The organism is Vibrio sp. PNB23_22_6, from assembly GCF_052877535.1.
In genome coordinates, this window is record NZ_JBNFXP010000002.1 from 15,823 (window position 1) to 38,490 (window position 22,668).

A 22,668-nucleotide genomic window follows, 5' to 3' on the forward strand; every position below is an offset into this window, starting at 1 on the left:
CTAACTCTCGTTAGCGGCTGGCGCGGTTTCGGTTATTACTCTTGGTAAGAAATCGTGCTTAAAACATCTGCAATTAAGTTAAACAAATCATCAATTTGTTGCTTCTCGATAATCAGTGGTGGAGACAATGCAATAATGTCACCCGTCACTCGAATCAAGGCGCCTTTCTCAAAACATTGCGTAAACACTTGGAAAGCACGCGAGCCCGGTTTATCCGCAATACCTTCTAATTCAATCGCAGCAACCAGACCGTAGTTGCGTAAATCTTTTACGTGAGGCAAGCCTTTTAGGCTGTGAAGGGCTTGTTCCCAATATCCAGCAAGCTCTGCCGCTCTGGTGTACAGGTTTTCATTACGATAGATATCGAGCGTCGCTAAACCCGCAGCGGCCGCCACTGGATGACCCGAATAGGTATATCCATGGAACAGCTCAATCGCTTGACTTTCCGGCGCAACCATCGCTTGATAGATCTCATCACTCACAAATACCGCGCCCATTGGGATCGCACCATTGGTCAACCCCTTCGCACTGGTGATCATGTCAGGTTTCACATCAAATTCTTGAGCAGCAAACGGGCTACCAAGTCGACCAAATCCGGTAATAACCTCATCGAAGATCAACAAAATTCCATGTTGGGTACAAATTTCACGCAGACGTTTTAAATAGCCTTTTGGTGGAAGGATGACCCCTGTGGAGCCCGCAATCGGTTCCACGATCACTGCGGCAATATTGCTCGCATCGTGGAGGTTAACGATATTTTGCAAACTCTCTGCCCAGCCCGGATCATAATCCGGCAACCCTTTGGTAAAGGCACTCTGTTCAATGCTTAATGTATGAGGAAGGTGATCAACGCCTGTCAATAGTGTGCCGAACGTCTTTCTGTTATTGACGATGCCCCCCACAGAGATCCCGCCAAAACCCACACCATGATAGCCCCGTTCACGACCAATCAAACGAGTTCGCGTTCCTTGGCCAATGGCTCTTTGATAAGCGAGGGCGATTTTCAATGCGGTATCAACCGATTCTGAGCCTGAGTTCGTGAAAAAGACTCGATTTAATCCTTCTGGAGCAATTTCAGCCAAAGATTCAGCAAATTGAAACGGTAATGGATGTCCCATCTGAAAAGTAGGCGCAAAATCCAAAGTATGAATTTGACTTGCCACTGCCTCACTGATCTCATGGCGACCGTGCCCGGCATTACAACACCATAACCCTGCGGTGCCATCTAAGATTTGTCTCTTATCTTCCGAGGTATAGTACATCCCCTCCGCGGACACTAGCATTCGTGGGGTCGATTTAAACTGCGCGTTCGCCGTAAACGGCATCCAAAATGATTCCAGACTTGATTGAGCATTGGTACTTTGCATCTTGCCACTCCTTAACAAGCTTGCTGGGTGTTTTTTTTTATAAACACCATGGACAATTGACTCGATAATTGTAAATGAGATGTTATTATATATTTAACAAAAATGACTATAGACGGATTTTTTTGCGCTCGCAATGATTAAATCATGAACACCTGCTGGCTTTTTCAAATACATCCGCTAAGTTATGTTTAGTTTATTAATCAATCAGTCCGTTAACGCAAACGGAAAGGAAAATCATGATGGATGTGGAAATTGGTTCAAGATTCAGAGTGTTACGTGAGCAAGCTGGGCTCTCTCAACGAGAACTAGCCAAGCGCGCTGGTGTCACGAACGGTTTTATCTCGCAAATTGAAAACAATGCCGTCAGCCCATCTGTCGCCTCATTGAGCAAGCTGTTAAGCAAGATCCCATCATCAATGGCAGAGTTTTTTGCTGTTGATGAACATCAGCCAGAACAATTTTTTACACGCAGAAACGAACAACCAGAAATCGGTCGTGGACTGATTAGCTATAAACAAGTTGGCCACTACCACCAGGAACGACATATTGGTATGTTGCGTGAAACGCTAAGCCCTGGTGCTGATACCGGTCAAGAAATGTTAACTCATGAAGGACAGGAATGTGGCGTAGTGGTCGATGGACAGTTAGAGCTCACCGTTGGGGAAACCGTCGCGATTTTAAATGAGGGCGACAGTTATTACTTTGACAGTACTCGTCCTCACCGCTTTAGAAATACAGGTAATAAAGTGTGCGTTATTGTTAGCGCCAATTCGCCGGCCAGTTTTTAGTATTTCGTTCATTTTGTTGTCGCCATCAAGCCGTTTAAACCACGAATTCGCTCTGATGCTTCATCAAATTTGAATCAGAAACGGCTTTAAACTGTCCGCCAATATTTAACCATCTGGCAGGTTTAGCCCTCCGTTAGGTTTTACTTAAACGAAACAAAGGAGTAGGGACAATAGAATGGATACTATAACATGGCACGATAAGGCCGAAACGTTGAGTTTTAGCACACAAGCCTTCATTAACGGTAAGCTAACCAGCTCTATCACTAATGATACATTCGAGATTATTAACCCAGCGACGGGGAAATTTCTCGCTCACGTTTCCCGCTGCCGCCGGGAAGATGTCGACATTGCCGTTAAAGCAGCACGAGATGCCTTTAACTCTCGCGTCTGGGCAGGACTGCCACCAGCAGAGCGCAAAACCGTGTTACTCAACTACGCCAAGCTCATTGAGGAGCAGCAAGAACAATTTGCGCTCTTAGAGTCTTTAGATATGGGGAAACCCATTTCTGACGCAATGGGATACGATGCGCCAGCCACTGCACGCTGCATACAGTGGAATGCCGAGGCCATCGACAAGATTTATGATGAAGTGGCTCCTGTAACTGACGGTGCCCTCGCCCTTGTAACGCGTGAGCCTTTAGGTGTAGTGGCCGCTATTGTCCCTTGGAACTTCCCTACGGTCATGGCGGCGTGGAAAATCGGTCCGGCATTAGCCACCGGAAACTCGGTCATTATTAAACCATCCGAGAAGTCCCCTCTTACGGCAATATTACTTGCCGAACTGGCCTCTCAAGCGGGGATCCCTAATGGGGTATTACAAGTCCTACCCGGTTTCGGTCACGAAGCTGGACAAGCATTAGCACTTCACAACGATGTCGACTGTATTGCCTTTACCGGTTCGACCGCAGTTGGTAAGAAGCTCTTAAGCTTTGCAGGCGAATCCAACCTCAAGCGCGCCTTCATGGAGTGTGGTGGCAAAAGCCCTCATATTATCCATTACGACGTAAAAGACATTGAGAAAGCAGCCGCAACTGCCGCAACTGCCATTTGCTACAACCAAGGAGAGGTGTGTACCGCTGGTTCTCGTCTCTTAGTCCACTCTTCCATCAAAGAGCAATTTATCGAGCTACTGGTGAAGTACATGGACAAATGGCAACCTAGCGATCCACTTAACGGCAGCTCTCGCGTTGGCGCGATTGTGGATAAAACCCAGTTTGATCGCATCCTTAATTATATTGAAATTGGTAAACAGGAAGGCGCAACACTTCGATTCGGTGGTCAACCTGTTCATGAGCAGACTGGCGGTTACTATATCCAACCTGCCGTCTTTACCGATGTGACGCCTGAAATGCGAATATTCAGAGAAGAAATATTTGGCTCAGTTCTCTGTGTAACGACATTCGATACTATCGAAGAAGCCATTGAGCTTGCCAATGATAGCGATTATGGCCTCGCTGCGGGCGTTTGGACAGCCGATATTTCAACGGCAGTAAAATGCTCTCGTGCGTTGAGGGCTGGTACTGTATTTGTGAATAACTGGGATGGCGGAGACATGACGATGCCGTTTGGTGGCTACAAGCAAAGTGGTAACGGCAGGGATAAGTCCTTACATGCACTGGATAAATACACCGAAATTAAATCAACGTGGATTGAGCTGGACTAGAGCTACATTGGTCTTGGATTTTGTTGATCAGTTATAAATACGAATGGCCTCTTGTTTGAGGCCATTCTGCTAGTGTCCCATTCAGTTGGAGTCCGTTGCTACGCTTATTCTTCAATACAATGTGCGTTAGCTAATCTCGACATTTCTCGCTTCAGAAACCGTCGCCTCTACTTTAGGAATGACGACAACCAACACCCCATCCGTAAATTCTGCATAGATGTCATTGGCATTGACATTGCTACTCAACGTAAAGCTTCGAGCCATCTTGCCTTGGTAACGCTCTTTGTGTATGAATTTTCCTTCTTGTACAGTTTCATCTTGCTGTATGGTGGATGCTTCTATTGTCAGCACTCCCTTATCACAAGTCACTGAAATGTCTTTCTTCTCCACACCAGGGAGATCCGCCATTATTTCAAACGCCGTTTCCTTTTCTATCACATCGACATTCGGAGAAAACTGCCCATGGCTCCAACGTGCATGCATACTCGGAAAAGCGTTATCCAACAAATGGCTAAAATCAGACCAAGAATCTCTAGGAATTAAGCTCATACTCGCCTCCTTACTCTTTATACCCTCGCATAAAGTTTAGGCTCTTACTGGTGAAGATAAAGGCGAAAATTTCGATACATTGATCCAAATCAAAAGGCCTGTACGATTTCCGTTCGTTTCTTCAGCCTAGCAGAAGCACGACTACGATTATCTAGAACGTTGGTGGCGTTGCAGCGCTAATCAGCTCACACTCTACTTTGCCCTTATTACGGAATCGATGTGGTTTACGCGTTTCAAAATAGTAAGAATCCCCAGCTTTCAGTACTTGTGTGTGGCTACCTACGGTGATTTCAATTTCACCACGAATCACAACACCTCCTTCTTCCCCTTCATGTTGCATGAAGTCGGTGCCTGTATCAGAACCAGGGGGATAGATCTCACGCAAAATCGCCAGTTGACGACCATCGCGTTTCGCACCCACTAATAGCATTCGAATATGGCCATCACCCAAATCCGCGAGCTGATCGGGGCTAAAAAAGATATCGTCTTTTGGCTCAACATCTAAGGTGAAAAATTCACCCATAGAGATCGGAATGGCTTCGAGGATTTTTTTTAATGATCCTACGGAAGGATTCACAAGGTTCTGCTCAATTTGAGAGATCATGGAGTTAGTTACGCCACTTCGCTTAGCCAATTCTCGTTGCGATAAACCACGCATGGTACGAATCGTTTTAAGTTGCTTGCCTACATCCATGTATCTCTCCTAGATTATCAAAAGATAGCCTTACTGTTCACTCATCTTAATCTCTTGTAACCGGCGCTTTTCTGCTTTGGCTAACACCCACCACGCGATAAAGGTCGCACATGCCACCGCCATAATAATCAACGTTGCGAGAGCATTGATTTTAGGACTAACCCCAAGCCTTACACTGGAAAACACCACCATTGGTAACGTTGTTGCGCTTGGACCCGACACAAAACTGGCAATCACCAAATCGTCAAGCGATAACGTAAAAGCCAATAACCAGCCTGCAAGAATCGCAGGGGCAATACTTGGCAACGTAATTTGAAAAAACACTTTCCAAGGTGGCGCACCAAGATCCATCGCCGCTTCTTCTATTGAGCGATCAACCTCTTGTAATCTGGAGCTCACCACCACTGTTACATAAGCCGTACAAAAAGTGACATGCGCAATCCAAATCGTCATCATTCCACGCTGATTAAACAAATCAAATACTTGCCCTATAGCAATAAAAAGGAGTAGCAAAGACAAACCAGTGATCACTTCTGGCATCACCAATGGCGCCGTTATCATAAAGGCAAAACCCGTCTCACCTTTAAAACTACCGAAACGATTCAATACAAAGGCGGCGATTGTACCCAGAACAACCGCAGCACTGGCAGAAAGGACACCGATCAATAAGCTGAGTTTAACCCCACCCATTAGCAAATCGTCATCAAACAATTCCGAGTACCATTTGAAAGAGAATCCTGACCAAACCGTAACTAAACGATTTTCGTTAAAAGAGTAAATAATCAAGATCAAAATTGGTAAGTAAAGAAAGGTAAAACCCATCCCCAGAATCAGCCACTTCCATCGATTGTTGTAAACTGGAATATCATTCATCCTTGCGCCTCCAATTCACGCTTTTGATAACGGTGGAACCAAAGAATTGGCACCATTAATACCAGCAGCATCACGATGGCCACTGCCGAGGCCACTGGCCAATCTCGGTTATTGAAAAACTCTTGCCATAATACTTTGCCGATGAGAATTGAATCCGGCCCACCGAGCAGTTCGGGAATAACAAACTCCCCTACCGCAGGAATAAAGACCAACATCGATCCAGCAATAATGCCCGCCCGGGTCAACGGCACCAAAACGCTAAACAGCGTTGTTGCTGGTTTGGCACCTAAATCACCAGCGGCTTCAATCAATGAATAATCCACTCGCATGAGTGCGGTATACAAGGGTAAGACCATGAAAGGTAAATAGGTATAAACGATACCGATATACACCGCGATATCGGTATGCAATATTTTGAGCGGCTCATCAATGGCCCCAACCGTTAATAACACATTATTGAGTAGCCCATTGTTTTTGAGGATCCCTATCCAAGCGTACACTCGAATCAAGAAACTCGTCCATGACGGCAAAATAATGAGCATCAGCAGTACGTTACGCATCGACGGTGTAGAGTGCACAATGGCCCACGCAATAGGAAAACCGATCAATAGACACAACAACGTCGAAATAAGCGCAATGCGTATCGACTCCATATAAGAAGAGACATAGAGATCGTCTTCAAGCAGGTATTGGTAGTTACCTATATTCAACAGTAGCTGTAGTTGTTGCTCGGCATAACTAAGTAATTCAGAGTATGGCGGTATTGAAATCTGCGCTTCCGCAAAACTGATTTTAAAAACAATCAAGAATGGAAGTAAGAAAAACAGTAATAACCACCCATACGGGACGGCAAGCAATAAGCATTTGGGCGTTGGGATCACACGCCAGATATTCAATTTGGCTGATTTCATCATATTTTTAGTACCACGCAACTTTCCGTGTCCCAACTGAGCGTAACCTTCTGCTCCCACGTTGGCATATCTTTCCGTAAACGGGTGGTATTTTGTAACGTTGCCGTCACCAACTTGCCTGATGCTAAACGAACATGATAAATCGACTGATTACCCATATAGGCAATGTCTTCAACAACCCCAGAGCAGCTGTTTGCCGAATGGTTTGCACGTGTGCTCAATGTCATTTTTTCAGGGCGAACCGCGATCATCACCGAAATTCCCGGCGCACCAGAAATGCCATGATTAATATAAATTGGTTGCTCCAGCTCATGGCTTCTCACCGTACAATTGTCGTTCTGATTTGTTTCTAGGAGCCCTTCAAATATATTCACTGAGCCGATAAAGGTCGCTGAGAATTTAGAGTTAGGGTGCTCATAAATGGCTTCCGGAGAATCAATTTGAACAAACTGTCCTTTATTCATGATGGCAATTCGGCTGGCCATCGTCATGGCTTCTTCTTGATCATGTGTCACCATCACACAAGTCACGCCCACACGCTCTAGGATATCCACCACTTCGAGTTGCATTTTCTCTCTTAGGTTTTTATCTAGCGCGCCCATTGGTTCATCAAGAAGCAGCAGTTTAGGTTTTTTGGCTAAACTACGAGCGAGTGCAACACGCTGTTTTTGCCCACCAGAGAGTTGATGTGGTTTTCGTTTGGCATAGTCAGACATGTGCACCAATTCCAGCATCTGTTTGACGGTCTCATCAATTTCTTGGCGTGACATGCCATCCTGCTTTAAACCAAATGCAATGTTGCCAGCGACGGTCATGTGAGGAAACAACGCATAGGATTGGAACATCATATTCACGGGACGTCGATACGGGGGAATATCGGCCAGATCTTCACCATCTAAGATGATCTGCCCTGCGGAAGGTTGCTCAAAACCGGCGAGCATCCTTAACAAGGTTGATTTTCCGCAACCCGATGCCCCAAGCAAAGCGAAAAGTTCGCCTTGGTTGATCGTTAAATCCACACCATCTACGGCCACATGGCCATCAAAGTTTTTCGTTAATCCTCTGATTTCAAGTAATGGTTTTGGCGGTGTTGAATCCACATGTAAATGAGGACGATCGGTATCAAGTGACATCACTGTCATGGCATTCTCCAAACAAAAGCGGCGACCCGTTTAAGGCCGCCATGTTCTATCTATCTAGTTTTTGACAAAATCAGTCCACGCACGTGTCATTGCACGAGCGGTTTTATGAGGTAACATTTTTGAACTGAACAGTTTCTTTTGTGTTTCCTCGTCTGGGTAGATGCCTGGATCTTCCAGAATTTCAGCATCAATAAACTCACGTGAAGCTGGGTTCGGGTTCGCATACCAAACGTAGTTACTGATTTCTGCGATGATTTCCGGTCTTAGCAAGAAGTTAATGAAAAGATGCGCATTTTCCGGATGCTTCGCGTCTTTAGGAATGGCCATCAAATCAAACCATGCTAATGCGCCTTCTTTCGGAATGGAGTAGGCAATTTCAACACCATTATCCGCCTCTGCCGCTCGGTCCGCCGCTTGCAGAACGTCCCCTGACCAACCAATTGCGACACAAATATCACCGTTTGCTAAGTCATTAATGTATTGCGAAGAGTGGAAGTAAGTGACATATGGGCGTACGGGTTTCAATACCTCAAGTGCATCTTTCTTATAGTCATTCGGATCGGTGCTGTTTGGGTTTTTACCAACATAATTAAGCGCCGCCATCATGATCTCTGTTGGCGCATTCAAGAACCCAACACCACATTTTGACAGTTTTTCCATATTCTCTGGTTTAAACACCAAATCCCAACTGTCCACTGGGGCATCCTCTCCCAATGCGGCTTTGACTTTTTCAACGTTATAGCCAATGCCGGTTGTACCCCAAAGGTAAGGCACTGAGTAGGCATTCTCTGGGTCAACTGTTTCTGCCAGAATGCCCATGAGTTTCGGGTCTAGGTTTTTATAGTTGCTCAGCTTTTCTCTATCCAGCTTTTGGAAAGCGCCAGCTTTTGCCTGCCTACCCAAGAAATCGTTACTCGGTACGACAATGTCAAAGCCGGTATTGCCTGACAGAATTTTTGCTTCCAAAACTTCGTTAGAATCAAAAACATCATAGACCACTTCAATGCCCGTTTCCTTTTCAAACTTAGCAATGGTGTCTTCGGCAATATAATCAGACCAGTTATAGATATTGAGTACTTTGTCTTCAGCAGCAAGTGATGTTAACGGGGTTAACCCAATCGTCATCCCCAACGCTACCCCAAAGTAAGCTTTTATTTTTTCCATTTGGATCTCCGTTCCCTGTTGCGCTTTGGTGTTATCCTCGTCGGCTACTGCTGAACGTCGGCGAGTGTGTTAGTTAAAGACTGTTTTGCAAATTCAACTAAGTCGTCAATTTCAGATTTACTGATAATCAGTGGTGGTGAGCAGATCATTGAGTCTCCGACGGCTCTCAACACGACGCCATTATTAAAACAATGTTCGCGACATCGAGTACCAACATCTAACTCTTTATCGAAGCGTTCTTTGGTCTCTTTGTCCTTAACTAACTCAATCGCGCCTACCAACCCAAGACTGCGCGCCTCTCCAACCATAGGGTGGTCGGCTAATTCTGCCCAACGCTTAGCAAAATACGGTCCCGTGTCTTCTCGTACCTGATTAACGATGTTGAGACGTTGCATTTCTTTGATATTGGCGATGGCAACAGCACAAGCTGCTGGGTGACCGGAATAAGTGAAACCGTGGGCAAACTCGGTATCAGCATCGGTCAATACCTTAGCAACATGATCACGAACCATAACACCGCCTAAAGGTAAGTATCCTGATGTGATCCCCTTCGCCATACACATTAAATCTGGCTGAATGTTGAATGTTTGACTTGCGAACCACTCCCCCGTACGACCAAAACCACAAATCACTTCATCAACAATCAGTAGAATTTCATACTTGTCACAGATGCGTTGGATCTCTGGCCAATAACTCGCAGGCGGAATGATCACGCCACCCGCCCCCTGAATAGGTTCAGCAATAAAGGCAGCGACGTTTTCTTCACCCAGTTCTAAAATTTTCTCTTCAAGTTGTCTTGCCCGCTCTAAACCAAATTCCGCTTCATCTACACCATTACCTTCACCAAAATAGTAAGGCTGATCAATATGAACGATATTAGGTAAAGGAAGACCACCTTGAGCATGCATAAACGCCATACCGCCGAGGCTCGCCCCCGCCATCGTACTACCGTGGTAAGCATTTTTTCGACTGATAATGGTTTGCTTTTCTGGTTTACCAAGGCTTGCCCAGTAGTGGCGCACCATTCTCACCACGGTGTCATTACACTCAGAACCCGATCCAGTAAAGAATACGTGATTCATGCCTTCTGGTGTCACTTCAGCCAACAATGTAGATAACTCTACCGCGGGTGGATGCGTGGTTTGGAAGAACAAGTTGTAGTAAGGCAGTTCTTGCATCTGCTTGGTGGCGGCATCAATAAGAGGCTGACAGCTGTAGCCCATATTCACGCACCATAACCCGGCCATACCATCAAGGATCTTGTTATCATCCTCGTCATAGATATAAACACCTTCTGCGCGTTTAATAATGCGAGAGCCCTTATTATTTAGAGCCTTGAAGTTAGTAAAAGGGTGCAAACAATGTGCACTATCTTGTTCGATCCATTTAGACATAGTTTCTTTCCATTTTTAATATTAATAACGTGCAAGGACGACTTGCCCGCTATCTCCACAAACAAATGTTTTCCACTTAGAAGCCTCCTTTCATAGGAAATGACCTCCGTTGATACGTTAAGTTGGATTTATACGTTAAGAAGTAAGAACTCACGCTCCCAAGAACTGATCACTTGAAAGAATGTTTTGTACTCTTTGCGCTTAATCGCAACATAAGCTGAAACAAATCGATCACCGAGAATTTCTCTCAACTCATTACAATTTTCTAGCAACACCAAAGCCTCTTCCAACGTATGAGGAAGTGAATAAGGTTCGGTCGTCATATCACCGGTACTTTGTGGTGTCGGCGTGAGTTTCTCTTTCATTCCCAAGTAGCCACACGCTAGTGTTAATGCCATGGCTAAATATGGGTTCGCATCGGCACCGGCATAACGGTTTTCAATACGACGGGAATTTTTATCAGAGACGGGGACTCGAAGCCCAACCGTTCGGTTATCTTCTCCCCATGCCACATTGGTTGGTGCCGAGTCGCCAAAGACTAAACGACGATAGGAATTGATATTGGGAGCAAAAAAGGCAATCGCTGCAGGCGTATATTTTTGCATGCCGGCAATATAGTTGAGGAACAGTTCGCTGTTAGAACCATCTTCATTGGCGAACAAGTTTTTGCCATTCGCATCCACCAAGCTTTGGTGAATATGCATGGCGCTGCCTGGCTCATGCTCCATCGGTTTCGCCATAAAGGTGGCGTAAACATCATGGCGTAGCGCCGCTTCTCTGACTGTACGTTTAAATAGAAACACCTGATCAGCGCGATCCAAAGGCTCACCGTGATCGAAGTTTAATTCCATCTGTGCTGCGCCCGATTCATGAACTAACGTATCGACGTCTAAGCCCTGTATCTCACAGTAGTCATACATATCTTCAAAAATAGGATCGAATTCATTCACGGCATCGATACTGAACGACTGTCTTGCGGTTTCTGGTCTGCCATTTCGTCCAATAGGCGGCTCAAGTGGGTAGTCCCAATCGAGATTCTTTTGCACTAGGAAAAACTCAAGCTCAGGCGCGACAATCGGGCTCCAACCCTCTTTTTCATAGAGAGCCAAAACACGTCTTAATACTGCCCTTGGCGAGATTTCGACTGGATCACCATCTACCGTCTGACAGTCATGAATCACCTGAGCTGTTGGATCTTTTGTCCATGGAACAAATCTAATCGTGTTTGGATCGGGCTCTAGATTCATGTCTTTCTCAGTCAGATCGATCATACTTTCATCGTCTGGCCAATCACCGTTCACCGTTTGGAAAAAAACCACCTCGGGAAGACGCATCCCCCCTTCTCGAAGAAATTTTTTGGCGGGCATGATCTTGCCTCGTGCATTGCCTGTGATATCGGGGATAAGGCACTCAACCTCAGTAATACGATTCTCTTCAATCCATTTCTTGATTGTTTCCATAAATCCTTCTTTGCTACATTTTTCGTCCATTAAAATACGCTTCAGGCTTGCGCTAGCACGGTTAACCACTGACTGGCAACAAAATAACAATCGGATGTTTTCCTTAATCCCAATCCTCTTTCTGGCGTGCTAGGTAAAGAAAACCCCGGTTATTACTCCATCCAAAAATTCATGGATGTCTCAAAAAGCTTTATTTAGCATTGGCCTGAATCTGCTCAAAAGTCAACCGGTCATGTTAAATATTTTATAACACACCAAGCATTCATTAACATTTGAGTTACATTTGTATTGTAATTTACTGAACATTGCGTGTATGGTTAAAAAGCAAGCAATGTGGTCTGCGGGCATTTCTGAGCCTTTATAGAACAAGGAATTTTTACGTTTAACGTGGAGGAGTCACTGTGGGTATGAGTAGTCTTGCCGATCAACCAAATAACATTAATCGACTAAAAACCAAACAAGAGCAGTTAGAGATTGCTCAATTTATTGAACGCCACCCAAACATTACGACAATTGATCTGATCTTGTTCGATATGAACGGTGTTGTAAGAGGTAAGCGGATCAACACCACCCAGTTAAGCAAAGTACTCGAGCAAGGTATTTGCTTACCCGCTTCTGTTTTTGCGCTTGATATCTGCGGTGAAACCGTCGAAGAAACTGGGCTGGGATTTGAAAAAGGCGATGGTGACCGTATCTGCCATATGGTTCCGAACTCTTTGCAGATTGTACCTTGGCAAGAAAACAGTGCCCAAGCCATCGTTACTATGTACGAGCCGGATACCAACCAACCCTTCTTTGCTGATCCAAGGCACGTACTCGCTCAACAACTCGAGAAACTTCAGAGCAAAGGTTTTCACCCTTGTATCGCGATTGAGTTGGAGTTTTATTTACAAGATCTTGAACACGATGACGCAGGAAGCCCCCAACCACCGCTTATGCCAGTGAGTGGCGATCGCATGACACAAACACAGGTTTATTCACTCGAAGAACTCGATGAATTTAAAGCGTTCTTGGATGAAGTCGTCAGCGCCTGCCAAACGCAAGGCATTCCAGCAGAAAACATCACCGCCGAATATGCTCCTGGCCAATTTGAAGTCAACCTGAAGCATTCAACTGATATCTTGTTAGCCTGCGATCATGCCATGCTGCTAAAACGTGTCGTCCGCGCTGTCGCAAAAAAACACGGTTTTCATGCCAACTTCATGGCGAAGCCTTACACGGAATATGCTGGCAGTGGCTGTCATGTCCACATCAGCTTGCAGAATAAAGATGGCATTAACATGCTCGGGCATAATGAAGATTTACTGCTTAATGCCATTGCTGGTGTATTAGAACATATGGATGAATGTATGGCTGTATTTGCGCCCAACGCAAACTCTTACCGACGCTTGCAGCCCAATATGTTCGTACCATTACATGCGTCATGGGGCTGGGATAACCGAACCGTTGCCGTAAGGGTGCCCGCCAGCGGCGTTGAAGATAAACGAATCGAACACCGTCTATCCGGTGCGGACGTAAACCCGTATCTGACCGTGTCTGTTTTGTTCGCATCCATCATTGATGGTATTGAAAGCAATCTGACACCACCAGCACCTATCGAAGGTGACGCTAATTTACTAGAGTTACAACCTCTACCAAGCTCCTGGGACAGCTCACTACAAGCATTTGCGACAAGTGCATTTTTACAAGCTAGCTTTGGCGAAGAGTTTTGCAAGGTCTATCTGGCAAACAAAAAGCATGAACAGGAAAGATTCTCAGCTCAAGTATCCCCACTTGAATACCAATGGTACCGCTAAGTTTTAATCAATATCATAAGAAAAGGACGTCAAGATGAGCACCAAACACACTCACTCTTACTATGCTGCATCAAAAAACTTGGATTTACGTTTTCCAAAATTAAAGGGTGACCATGTTGCCGATGTGTGTGTCGTTGGATCTGGTATCACGGGTGCAACTGCGGCGCTTGAGCTAGCAAACCAAGGCTTTAGCGTGATTGTATTGGAAGCAAATCGTGTGGGTTGGGGAGCATCAGGACGAAGCGGTGGTCAGGCAATTTTTGGCTGGGCAGCAGAACAGCCCACGCTCGAAAAACTTGTCGGCCAGTCGGATGCGAAAAAACTTTGGGATATTTCCATTGAAGCCTTAGCTCTGACCAAAAACAATATCAAAAAATACAACATCGACTGTGACTGGCGTGATGGCATGGTGCATTTAGGCATGAAGCCGCGCCATGATAAAGAACTTCAACAGTGGCATGATGACCTGACTGAGCGCTATGGTTATGGCTCCCTTGAAATGTGGGGTCAAAACCAAGTCCGAGAAAATATTGCCAGCGACAAGTACACGTCGGGGATGTTTGACAGCAATAGCGGCCATTTACACCCATTGAATTACACTCTCGGCTTAGTCAATGCCGCGAAAGCCGCCGGCGCTCAGTTTTTTGAAGAAAGTGCGGTGACTAAAATCGAACATGGCGATCCTGCCGTTCTCTTTACTAAACAAGGCACGGTGAAAGCCAATCACGTCATTCTTGCATGTAACGCCTACATGGATGGACTTGAAAGTTCTTTAGAAAATAAAGTCATGCCCGTTGGCACTTATGTATGCGCCACTGAGCCTCTTGATGAAACTTTAACCAATGAGCTAATGAAAAACCATATCTCCGCCTGTGATATTAACTTTGTACTCGACTACTTCCGTTGCTCTGGCGACCATCGAATGTTATTTGGCGGACGAGTCAGCTATTCAGGTGTGGCACCATTTAATTTAGAGAATGCGATGCGAAAAAGAATGGTAGACATATTTCCTCAACTGAACCATACCAAAGTCGATTTCGCCTGGGGAGGAAATGTGGCAATTACCATGAATCGCGCCCCTCATTTCGGCCGACTCAAACCCAATGTTTACTTTGCTCAAGGCTTTTCTGGCCACGGTATTGCTGCAACGGGAATGGCGGGGACCTTAATGGCCGAGTGTGTCGCAACAACGGCAGAGCGCTTTGCCATTTTCGACAAGATCCCTCATATGTCATTCCCTGGTGGGCGACTATTTCGCACCCCTGCCTTGGTGCTAGCCATGTCCTACTTCCGAGTCCGTGATTTACTTTAATTACCTCGAACACAACGCGTTTCAAAAGGGTCGTACGTTCGACCCTTAACACCGCCATCATCTCTTAGATATACTCATGTAATCGCTCTTATGACTAAAGTAGACGCGTAGTAGAATGCCATGTGTTACACATCAAGCCCCTATGCATAACAACTCCTCACGTTAGTTAGTCAGGCAGACCTATGCAAGCAACAATATGACTCACGGCGCTCTAACAAGAAGCGAGGCGATTAACAGCTACAAGGCCAAATTATTACAAATAAGTAAAAGTAATTTAAGCTATTATGGGATTATCGTTTTATTCATCATCAATATACTAGACGCACTCCACAACAACCGATGACGAATGACAATAATGAGCTGGTTTTTCTTACTTTTAGGCGTGGGCGCTGAAGCCCTTTCACATGTGGCACTTAAAGCAACCGACGGTTTTAGTAAACCCATCCCCGCGACACTGGTTCTCATTGGTCACCTGGCGGCGTTCGTCTGCTTATCACAAGCAATGAAAGGCGGCATGCCCGTTGGCATTGTGCATGCACTTTGGGCTGGACTAGCGATTGTATCCGTCACCCTGATTTCTAGCTTGGTCTACCGGCAACACATGGATGCCAGCATTTGGATTGGCATGGCTCTTATCGCGGCGGGTGTGATGGTGATAAACTTCTCTCACGGACACACTCATTAATTACAAGGCGACAGATTTGTCAGCTCCACACAAGCCATCACTGGCACTGTTTGACTTTGATGGCACCATCACTGACGAGGATATGTTTCACCTATTCCTCAATTATTCGGCCTCAGGCTTACGTAAGTGGCTTGGCAGAATCGTGATCATGCCATTTTATATGCTGTACAAAGCTGGCATTATTCCAGCGCGATGTATGCGCCCGATCGCCAGTTTTATTGCTTTTTCTGGCAGGGAAACCAAGCAGGTACAAGCGCTGGGAGAGAAATTTGCTCGCGAGGTAATTACTCTCCATATTCGCCCTGCTGCGCAAGATAAACTGAACTGCCACCAACAACAGGCAGACACTATCGTCGTGGTTTCTGCCTCTCTTAATGCATACCTTACACCTTGGTGCAAAGCACAAGGTTATCAGCTACTTTGCAGTGAAATCCTGTCAAACCGTACTTATATCAGCGGCCTGTACCAGAGTGGTGATTGCAGTTTGGAAAGGAAAGTGGAGCGGGTGAAAGCCGCTTTTGACCTCAACAACTATGACACCATTTATGCTTATGGCGATACTCACGAAGATATTCCAATGCTCACGTTGGCTGACCACGCCATGCTGAATTGGCAGCCTTGGCCACACGAGAAGCAATAGATCCACAGACAAAAAGCCCTTCTCACCTTGAGAAGGGCTTTGTATTTTAATCATCTATATTTGGCTTAACGCCACACGCCCCACTGACCTGTCGTGCCAGGTTCTTCGCCGCGCGTCCACCATTGAGCAGTCCACTCTTGGCCGTTGTGAGTAACCGTATCTTTCTTAGTGTAAACCGCGTCTTTTTTCCATAGATTGACAGGCTCAACGGGCGGCGGTACATCACCTTTAATCAACGATAGTGCATAGCTAAAGTTCGCATTTGGTGCGAGCACTTGGTTAGCGTAGATATTATTCGTATCAAACATGTAGTGGTTCATGTCTTGATGCCAAATACCCACGTACCAATCACCGGTTTGCTGGGCGTTGAATTGATCAGCCAATTCAGCCGCCCATGTGGTGGTGTTATTGGTACTGATTGGTAGCGAAATGTCGACGATCTCAGCACCTGAGGTATCAAAGGTACGGAAACGAACCGTATCACCAGACTCAATAGGACCAAAGCCTTGTGGTACAAAGTAACCGAGTTCTGTCAGGTTATTGCTCGGTTCGGTTGGATCGACGGGATCAGTTGGCGGAGTGGTACCATTACCATTCAACGTAATATCGCTACAATTGTAGAAGCCTTCACCTGCCACATCGATACGCTGCCAGCGAGTGTAAAGAATCGCATCACCTGAACGATCAGCAGGAAACGTCACTTGAATGCGGTAGCGTTTTTCTGCATCAACATACACATCACCAGCGGTATCCATCAGTTCTAAATCATTCCAAGTAAGAGGCTGTGTATCATCATAAGTTGGTTTGGAAAGATAAAACTCCCAATAAGACGGGTTATGTGGCGCTTTACCAAAGAACACCATCTCAATTTGGTTATTGGTATCTAGCGTTACATTGGTACGCTGCCAGTCTGGCGATGGGATATTCAAACCTTTCTTAGCAGCATCACCCGCCGAACAAAGCTCACCGTCACGTACGATTGCTTTCACATGGGCCATATCGCGGTAGTTTGGCACATTCGCGGCAATTTCACTGCGCTGCACAAATGGGTATGCACCCGATTCGTCATAAGCCGCCTGACAAGCTTGGTTTGGAATTTCATTGGTCCAAAATCCACCATCTAAATAACAGGTGTTTTGGCGTGCGCTTGGAAACTCGACCCAGCCATGAGCATTGACATTAAAAGAGCTTAAAGCCGTGACTGCGCCCAAGCTCACCAGAGGGAGGGTTACGTATGATTTCATCATTCATCCTTAAATTAACTGACTCGCCACTCACGAACCAAGCAGCAACCTAGAAAAACTAGCAGGATGAGATTATTTAGAAGATGAGAATAAATACTGGATTTGTCAGATTGCTGAATGCTTTCCAGCATTTAATGTTAGGTATTCTCATACTCGACTGACTCTTTCGAGCCACTTCAAATTAAGGAGCTATAAAGTCGTGTCTGTCTTTAAGGATCAACGCTCGTCTTTTGGTGTGTCCATCACCACCATCGTGGTGATCGCTTTGACATGCTCACACTCACCTAATACATCCGCGTGAAATGCTTTGTAAGCGGCCAAATCTTGCGTCTCTACGCGCAATAAATACTCATTTGCACCAGTGATGTTGTGACATTCAACGACTTCATTGACAAAACGGACGTGCTCTTCAAAACCAAGCTGCGCATGCTTAGAGTGAGACGCTAAACCAATCGACACATACGCGATAAACCCGACGCCCATTTTCTGGTTATCCAGCACCGCACGGTAGCCTTTGATCACGCCTTTTCGCTCAAGCTCTTGTACCCGTCGCAGCGTCGCTGAAGGCGACAATCCAACGCGCTCTGATAACTCTACATTGGAAATTCTTCCGTCCAATTTCAGCTCTTGCAATATTCTTTCGTCAAATCTATCCATAACGCTCATTTATTGTCTTCCTAACCGGTTTACACCAAATAAAAGCACAAAATTGATGCCTGTTCTACCTATCATTGTTCTTAAACAGAATCACTCAGCCCCGAGCGTTTACGGCGCGCAATGAAGGACAATATTATGGAAATCCATCAGCTTGGTGCATTAGCACTGTTTGCGTTTGTCTCGACGTTCACGCCAGGCCCAAACAACATCATGCTCATGACATCCGGCGCAAACGTCGGCTTTAAGCGGACGATCCCTCATATGCTGGGCATCATTTTTGGTTTTGCTGCCATGCTAATTCTGGTTGGCATTGGCTTGATGGGCCTGTTTCACACCTACCCGGTTACGCATAGCATTCTTAAGGCATTGAGCTTGGCCTACTTGCTGTACCTAACGTACAAAATTGCCACCAGCAGCAAGGCCGAAGTGAAAGGCGATTACCGCCCAATGAGCTTTTTAGCCGCCGTTGCCTTTCAATGGGTGAACCCAAAAGGTTGGTCTATGGCGCTTACCGCAATTACAGTTTATAGCAGTGGTGGCTCTTGGCTTGAACTGGCTTTCATCGCGGGCATTTTCTGCTTAGCAAACTTGCCTTCAGTGACATTTTGGACGGCAGCAGGCATGCAGCTTCAGCTTTGGCTAACCACATCTAAACGATTGAAAAGCTTCAACTATGTCATGGCTGCTCTTCTGCTTTTATCGACTATCCCAATGATATAAATGACAAAAAGCAAGGATAAGTGTGATCAAGTTTTGGCAAGTCCTTTGATCGGCAAGTACAAATAATCGCCACTTATAGAGTTGGATTGGGTCATAGTCGCAATGGCAGTGAAAAGAATATTAACACCATCAAACATAAGCTTTATCGATACATTCGATTTTGGCTTTTCTTTCACTGCTTTGTCGCTTTTCTTTCTTAATAGCGACACCCCATTCATTCTGACCGACAAGCACGATGCTGACAGGTTCGTCACACAAAGTGAAATGCGGAGAAAATCTGTTTAAAAAGGCTAGCCGACTAAATGAACCGTCTGTTGTGGCCAAATGATTTTGAGAGAGCGTACCATGGTCTCATCAGTGCCGACACAATGATGCGGGGCAACTTTCGTCTTTAAGTTATTGATGGGCTGATAGCCACTGGATTGATAAACCGAGGTGAGGCCAAGCAGGGCTGAAATGCATCGCCTCTTTCTAACGCGTCCTAATGAACAGCCTCAGCAATATTTTTACTAATCCCTGCCCACATGAACCCGAATCGACGCAGACTTCAGCAATACCACAAATAGGACAGGATTGATCGTCAATCATGACTTGCTTTTCATGCACAGCAATATGAGCGGCAAGTCTATTGCCATCCCAAAGTAGATAGTGATGGCGAGGCAATTCATTGAAATAGCGTTGGATTGGGAAAATTTTGTTTTGCTCCTTGGCAAAGCAAGTGGACAGCAAAGCTCTTAACTTAGCATCGAGTTCTTGGGTGACTTCATCATCAAGCAAGTATTCAAAGCGCATGATTTACCATATTTATTTTTCAAATTTAAAAGTAAACCTTTGAAAACTCACTTACTGAGAGACAGCGTAAATAACAACACCACTGCCTCAACTATTACAAATACGTAAAAATCATTTTCAATTTAGCCAGATTATCATTTTTCTATAAATACCTAAAATGGGCACCAACAAAACGACGCAGCGCGGAGATAAAAGCTCTACTACGCTTATGACGTCACTCCCTATATTAAGAATGTAAAGGAAACATCCAATGGCACTTGAAATCAAACCAGGTCAAACTCACATCACATCTAAAGCAATGGTTGCATGGGCAGCTGGCGAACCACTAAAAATGGAAGAAGTTGATGTACAACTTCCTAAAGCGGGCGAAGTTCTAGTTCGCATCGTAGCAACTGGTGTTTGTCACACTGACGCATTCACTCTATCAGGTGACGATCCAGAAGGTATTTTCCCTTCAATCCTTGGCCACGAAGGCGGCGGTATCGTTGAAATGGTTGGCGAAGGCGTAACAAGTGTTGAAGTTGGCGACCACGTAATTCCGCTTTACACAGCAGAATGTGGTGAGTGTAAATTCTGCAAATCTGGCAAAACTAACCTATGTCAGGCAGTTCGTGAAACTCAAGGTAAAGGCCTAATGCCAGACGGCACAAGCCGCTTCTCTATCAACGGTGAGACAATCTTCCACTACATGGGTTGTTCTACTTTCTCTGAGTACACGGTTCTTCCAGAGATCTCACTAGCAAAAGTAAATAAAGAAGCACCACTTGAAGAAGTTTGTCTTCTAGGTTGTGGCGTAACCACTGGTATGGGTGCGGTACTGAACACAGCGAAAGTCGAAAAAGGCGACACTGTTGCTGTATTCGGTCTAGGCGGTATCGGTCTTTCTGCAATCATCGGTGCGCGTATGGCTGGTGCAAGCAAAATCATTGGTGTAGACATCAACGAGAGCAAGTTCGAACTAGCAAAACAACTTGGCGCAACTGATTGCATCAACCCAATGAAATTCGACAAACCAATCCAAGACGTTATCGTTGAGATGACAGACGGTGGTGTTGACTACTCATTCGAATGTATCGGTAACGTAAACGTGATGCGTCAAGCACTTGAGTGTTGTCACAAAGGTTGGGGGGAGTCAGTCATCATTGGTGTTGCGGGTGCAGGTCAAGAGATCTCAACTCGTCCATTCCAACTAGTGACTGGCCGCGTATGGCGTGGTTCTGCTTTCGGTGGTGTTAAAGGCCGCTCAGAGCTTCCAGAAATCGTAAACCGTTACATGGCGGGTGAGTTCGGCCTACAAGAATTCATCACTCACACGATGGGTCTACAAGACGTGAACGAAGCATTCGAATTGATGCACAAAGGTGAATCTATCCGTACTGTTCTTCACATGGATAAGTAACCTTAAGCTTCGGCTCTCTTTTACATCGAAAGAGAGTCGCAAACTTTCACTTGCCGACTAACTAAGCCGCTCTAAGGCCCTTGTTTTATCGAGAGATGACCATGACCATTGAAAGCCTAAGCCAAGCCAAAGTATTCGGTGGTTGGCATAAACAGTACACTCACGAATCACGCGCTTTGAACTGCAACATGCGCTTCGCGATCTTCTTGCCGCCTAACGCAACCAAATCAAACCCAGTACCAGTGATTTACTGGTTGTCAGGCTTGACCTGCACCGATGAAAACTTCATGCAGAAAGCCGGAGCATTTCAAATGGCGTCTGAGTTAGGCATCGCCATTGTGGCACCGGATACCAGCCCACGTGGCGACGATGTTGCAGATGATGAGAACTACGATCTAGGTAACGGTGCAGGTTTCTACCTAAACGCAACTCAAGAGCCGTGGTCACGTCACTACCACATGTACGACTACATCACTCAAGAGCTACCTGCAATCATTGAAAGCAACTTCCCAGTCTCTGACGTGAAGTCGATTTCGGGCCACAGCATGGGTGGCCACGGTGCGATCACCATTGGTCTAAAAAATTCACAGCAGTACCGCTCAATTTCAGCATTTAGCCCAATCAGCAACCCAATGCAATGCCCTTGGGGTCAGAAAGCGTTTACCGCTTACCTAGGCACTGATATTGAAAGTTGGAAACAGTACGATGCGAGCGAGCTTCTCAAACAAAGCCAATCGCCACTGCCAATCTTGGTTGATCAAGGTGATGCAGATAACTTCCTCGCGGAACAATTAAAGCCTGAAGCGTTACTGGCAGCAGCCAAAACACACAATTCAGCGTTAAAGCTTCGTATGCAGCCAGGCTATGACCACAGCTACTTCTTTATCTCGAGCTTTATTGCTGAACACTTGAACTTCCACGCCAAGTATTTGTTTGCATAACAAGAGACTCGAACTTGAAAAACCACCAGAGGACACTCCGATCAATGGTGGTTCATCCAATATCCGAATCTCAGATTAAGATTACATGGATTGGACCGTCTTCGGGTTGTCGCCATATTGGTTTGTTCCCTCTTCGCTGTCTTGCACCAAGAAATACAGCATGACTAAAAAGCCGATGATTGGGATAATGGCGATGAATACCCACCAACCTGTACGATCCGTATCATGCAGGCGACGTACGGTCACAGCAAGCGAAGGAATAAGGATAAACAGCGCATAAAGCACGCCAAACAAGCCAAAGTTTTCGATTTGAAATACATTACCCATAATACGGTCAATGATGTTCATCACTAAATTGACCAAGATATTCACCAAAGTAAAATACCAATACTCTTGCCGCCTGGCTCGTCCACTAAATCCGGTGTAATTGCGGATCACCCCCAAATACCAATCAAACATATTCTCTCTCCTTCTGCC

22 protein-coding genes are annotated in these 22,668 nt (G+C 45.6%); 9 read left to right on the forward strand and 13 right to left on the reverse strand.

Annotated features, from left to right (window positions below):
* Positions 1-35: 35 nt before the first annotated feature.
* A complete protein-coding gene (locus tag ACVA54_RS01885; RefSeq protein WP_446649364.1) occupies positions 36-1,367 on the reverse strand; it encodes an aminotransferase class III-fold pyridoxal phosphate-dependent enzyme in 1,332 nt (443 codons plus the stop codon).
* Between the two features lie 239 nt (positions 1,368-1,606).
* On the opposite strand from ACVA54_RS01885, the gene ACVA54_RS01890 reads away from it, so the two are divergent.
* The gene (locus tag ACVA54_RS01890) at positions 1,607-2,155 is read left to right on the forward strand and encodes a cupin domain-containing protein (RefSeq protein ID WP_099078373.1); all 549 of its coding nucleotides are present in this window, start codon (positions 1,607-1,609) and stop codon (positions 2,153-2,155) included.
* A gap of 175 nt (positions 2,156-2,330) precedes the next feature.
* A complete protein-coding gene (locus ACVA54_RS01895; protein WP_446619065.1) occupies positions 2,331-3,818 on the forward strand; it encodes an aldehyde dehydrogenase in 1,488 nt (495 codons plus the stop codon).
* A gap of 126 nt (positions 3,819-3,944) precedes the next feature.
* Here the strand turns inward: ACVA54_RS01895 and ACVA54_RS01900 are convergent, their stop codons facing one another.
* From ACVA54_RS01900 to ACVA54_RS01935, 8 genes are all read right to left on the reverse strand, one after another.
* A complete protein-coding gene (locus ACVA54_RS01900; RefSeq protein WP_099078375.1) occupies positions 3,945-4,367 on the reverse strand; it encodes an Hsp20/alpha crystallin family protein in 423 nt (140 codons plus the stop codon).
* Positions 4,368-4,518: 151 nt separating this feature from the next.
* Positions 4,519-5,061 carry a cupin domain-containing protein gene (locus ACVA54_RS01905; protein WP_099078376.1) on the reverse strand — a complete coding sequence of 181 codons (543 nt, stop codon included), beginning with the start codon at positions 5,059-5,061 and terminating at the stop codon, positions 4,519-4,521.
* 30 nt (positions 5,062-5,091) lie between these two features.
* Positions 5,092-5,934, reverse strand: coding sequence for an ABC transporter permease subunit (locus tag ACVA54_RS01910; RefSeq protein ID WP_099078377.1), 843 nt, complete (start codon positions 5,932-5,934; stop codon positions 5,092-5,094).
* Positions 5,931-6,848 carry a putrescine ABC transporter permease PotH gene (gene potH, locus ACVA54_RS01915; RefSeq protein WP_099078378.1) on the reverse strand — a complete coding sequence of 306 codons (918 nt, stop codon included), beginning with the start codon at positions 6,846-6,848 and terminating at the stop codon, positions 5,931-5,933. The genes ACVA54_RS01910 and potH overlap by 4 nt, the downstream gene beginning before the upstream one ends.
* Positions 6,845-7,987, reverse strand: a complete 1,143-nt coding sequence (gene potA, locus ACVA54_RS01920; protein ID WP_099078379.1) for a polyamine ABC transporter ATP-binding protein — start codon at positions 7,985-7,987, stop codon at positions 6,845-6,847. The genes potH and potA overlap by 4 nt, the downstream gene beginning before the upstream one ends.
* A gap of 54 nt (positions 7,988-8,041) precedes the next feature.
* On the reverse strand, positions 8,042-9,151 hold the full coding sequence (locus tag ACVA54_RS01925) for an extracellular solute-binding protein (protein ID WP_099078380.1): 1,110 nt from the start codon (positions 9,149-9,151) through the stop codon (positions 8,042-8,044).
* Positions 9,152-9,195: 44 nt separating this feature from the next.
* The gene (locus tag ACVA54_RS01930; protein WP_099078381.1) at positions 9,196-10,545 is read right to left on the reverse strand and encodes an aspartate aminotransferase family protein; all 1,350 of its coding nucleotides are present in this window, start codon (positions 10,543-10,545) and stop codon (positions 9,196-9,198) included.
* A 128-nt stretch (positions 10,546-10,673) separates the two neighbouring features.
* Positions 10,674-12,005: a glutamine synthetase family protein gene (locus ACVA54_RS01935; RefSeq protein WP_446596640.1), complete on the reverse strand. Its 1,332-nt coding sequence runs from the start codon at positions 12,003-12,005 to the stop codon at positions 10,674-10,676.
* A gap of 407 nt (positions 12,006-12,412) precedes the next feature.
* Between ACVA54_RS01935 and ACVA54_RS01940 the strand changes: the two genes are divergently transcribed.
* The 4 genes from ACVA54_RS01940 (at position 12,413) to ACVA54_RS01955 (ending at position 16,438) form a co-directional block, all read left to right on the forward strand.
* Complete coding sequence (locus tag ACVA54_RS01940; protein ID WP_099078382.1) at positions 12,413-13,801, forward strand: glutamine synthetase family protein; 1,389 nt, start codon at positions 12,413-12,415, stop codon at positions 13,799-13,801.
* 34 nt (positions 13,802-13,835) lie between these two features.
* Positions 13,836-15,113 carry an NAD(P)/FAD-dependent oxidoreductase gene (locus tag ACVA54_RS01945; protein WP_446649365.1) on the forward strand — a complete coding sequence of 426 codons (1,278 nt, stop codon included), beginning with the start codon at positions 13,836-13,838 and terminating at the stop codon, positions 15,111-15,113.
* 355 nt (positions 15,114-15,468) lie between these two features.
* On the forward strand, positions 15,469-15,798 hold the full coding sequence (locus tag ACVA54_RS01950; RefSeq protein ID WP_446598888.1) for a DMT family transporter: 330 nt from the start codon (positions 15,469-15,471) through the stop codon (positions 15,796-15,798).
* A 16-nt stretch (positions 15,799-15,814) separates the two neighbouring features.
* Positions 15,815-16,438, forward strand: a complete 624-nt coding sequence (locus ACVA54_RS01955; RefSeq protein ID WP_446644789.1) for an HAD-IB family phosphatase — start codon at positions 15,815-15,817, stop codon at positions 16,436-16,438.
* 65 nt (positions 16,439-16,503) lie between these two features.
* Here the strand turns inward: ACVA54_RS01955 and ACVA54_RS01960 are convergent, their stop codons facing one another.
* A complete protein-coding gene (locus tag ACVA54_RS01960) occupies positions 16,504-17,682 on the reverse strand; it encodes a lytic polysaccharide monooxygenase (protein ID WP_446649366.1) in 1,179 nt (392 codons plus the stop codon).
* 216 nt (positions 17,683-17,898) lie between these two features.
* The gene (locus ACVA54_RS01965) at positions 17,899-18,339 is read right to left on the reverse strand and encodes an Lrp/AsnC family transcriptional regulator (RefSeq protein ID WP_446598886.1); all 441 of its coding nucleotides are present in this window, start codon (positions 18,337-18,339) and stop codon (positions 17,899-17,901) included.
* A 135-nt stretch (positions 18,340-18,474) separates the two neighbouring features.
* Between ACVA54_RS01965 and ACVA54_RS01970 the strand changes: the two genes are divergently transcribed.
* Entirely contained in the window at positions 18,475-19,059 is a 585-nt protein-coding gene (locus ACVA54_RS01970; RefSeq protein ID WP_446649367.1) for a LysE family translocator, read from the forward strand.
* Positions 19,060-19,530: 471 nt separating this feature from the next.
* Here the strand turns inward: ACVA54_RS01970 and ACVA54_RS01975 are convergent, their stop codons facing one another.
* Positions 19,531-19,851: a GNAT family N-acetyltransferase gene (locus ACVA54_RS01975; protein ID WP_446642226.1), complete on the reverse strand. Its 321-nt coding sequence runs from the start codon at positions 19,849-19,851 to the stop codon at positions 19,531-19,533.
* A 250-nt stretch (positions 19,852-20,101) separates the two neighbouring features.
* Here ACVA54_RS01975 and ACVA54_RS01980 point away from each other — a divergent pair, with 250 nt between their 5' ends.
* Positions 20,102-21,250 carry an S-(hydroxymethyl)glutathione dehydrogenase/class III alcohol dehydrogenase gene (locus tag ACVA54_RS01980; RefSeq protein ID WP_446649368.1) on the forward strand — a complete coding sequence of 383 codons (1,149 nt, stop codon included), beginning with the start codon at positions 20,102-20,104 and terminating at the stop codon, positions 21,248-21,250.
* A 101-nt stretch (positions 21,251-21,351) separates the two neighbouring features.
* A complete protein-coding gene (fghA, locus tag ACVA54_RS01985; RefSeq protein ID WP_446579150.1) occupies positions 21,352-22,191 on the forward strand; it encodes an S-formylglutathione hydrolase in 840 nt (279 codons plus the stop codon).
* 81 nt (positions 22,192-22,272) lie between these two features.
* Here the strand turns inward: fghA and ACVA54_RS01990 are convergent, their stop codons facing one another.
* On the reverse strand, positions 22,273-22,650 hold the full coding sequence (locus ACVA54_RS01990) for a DUF805 domain-containing protein (RefSeq protein WP_099078394.1): 378 nt from the start codon (positions 22,648-22,650) through the stop codon (positions 22,273-22,275).
* Between the last annotated feature and the right edge of the window lie 18 nt (positions 22,651-22,668).

Bases quoted from the DNA above. Each gene is read 5' to 3' on its own strand.
- ACVA54_RS01960 (WP_446649366.1), bottom strand. From the start codon at position 17,682: ATGAAATCATACGTAACCCTCCCTCTGGTGAGCTTGGGCGCAGTCACG.
- ACVA54_RS01935 (WP_446596640.1), bottom strand. From the start codon at position 12,005: ATGGAAACAATCAAGAAATGGATTGAAGAGAATCGTATTACTGAGGTT.
- potA (WP_099078379.1), bottom strand. From the start codon at position 7,987: ATGACAGTGATGTCACTTGATACCGATCGTCCTCATTTACATGTGGAT.
- ACVA54_RS01910 (WP_099078377.1), bottom strand. From the start codon at position 5,934: ATGAATGATATTCCAGTTTACAACAATCGATGGAAGTGGCTGATTCTG.
- potH (WP_099078378.1), bottom strand. From the start codon at position 6,848: ATGATGAAATCAGCCAAATTGAATATCTGGCGTGTGATCCCAACGCCC.
- ACVA54_RS01930 (WP_099078381.1), bottom strand. From the start codon at position 10,545: ATGTCTAAATGGATCGAACAAGATAGTGCACATTGTTTGCACCCTTTT.
- ACVA54_RS01980 (WP_446649368.1), top strand. From the start codon at position 20,102: ATGGCACTTGAAATCAAACCAGGTCAAACTCACATCACATCTAAAGCA.
- ACVA54_RS01905 (WP_099078376.1), bottom strand. From the start codon at position 5,061: ATGGATGTAGGCAAGCAACTTAAAACGATTCGTACCATGCGTGGTTTA.
- ACVA54_RS01990 (WP_099078394.1), bottom strand. From the start codon at position 22,650: ATGTTTGATTGGTATTTGGGGGTGATCCGCAATTACACCGGATTTAGT.
- ACVA54_RS01940 (WP_099078382.1), top strand. From the start codon at position 12,413: ATGAGTAGTCTTGCCGATCAACCAAATAACATTAATCGACTAAAAACC.
- ACVA54_RS01975 (WP_446642226.1), bottom strand. From the start codon at position 19,851: ATGCGCTTTGAATACTTGCTTGATGATGAAGTCACCCAAGAACTCGAT.
- ACVA54_RS01945 (WP_446649365.1), top strand. From the start codon at position 13,836: ATGAGCACCAAACACACTCACTCTTACTATGCTGCATCAAAAAACTTG.
- ACVA54_RS01890 (WP_099078373.1), top strand. From the start codon at position 1,607: ATGGATGTGGAAATTGGTTCAAGATTCAGAGTGTTACGTGAGCAAGCT.
- fghA (WP_446579150.1), top strand. From the start codon at position 21,352: ATGACCATTGAAAGCCTAAGCCAAGCCAAAGTATTCGGTGGTTGGCAT.
- ACVA54_RS01970 (WP_446649367.1), top strand. From the start codon at position 18,475: ATGGAAATCCATCAGCTTGGTGCATTAGCACTGTTTGCGTTTGTCTCG.
- ACVA54_RS01965 (WP_446598886.1), bottom strand. From the start codon at position 18,339: ATGGATAGATTTGACGAAAGAATATTGCAAGAGCTGAAATTGGACGGA.
- ACVA54_RS01885 (WP_446649364.1), bottom strand. From the start codon at position 1,367: ATGCAAAGTACCAATGCTCAATCAAGTCTGGAATCATTTTGGATGCCG.
- ACVA54_RS01900 (WP_099078375.1), bottom strand. From the start codon at position 4,367: ATGAGCTTAATTCCTAGAGATTCTTGGTCTGATTTTAGCCATTTGTTG.
- ACVA54_RS01925 (WP_099078380.1), bottom strand. From the start codon at position 9,151: ATGGAAAAAATAAAAGCTTACTTTGGGGTAGCGTTGGGGATGACGATT.
- ACVA54_RS01950 (WP_446598888.1), top strand. From the start codon at position 15,469: ATGAGCTGGTTTTTCTTACTTTTAGGCGTGGGCGCTGAAGCCCTTTCA.
- ACVA54_RS01895 (WP_446619065.1), top strand. From the start codon at position 2,331: ATGGATACTATAACATGGCACGATAAGGCCGAAACGTTGAGTTTTAGC.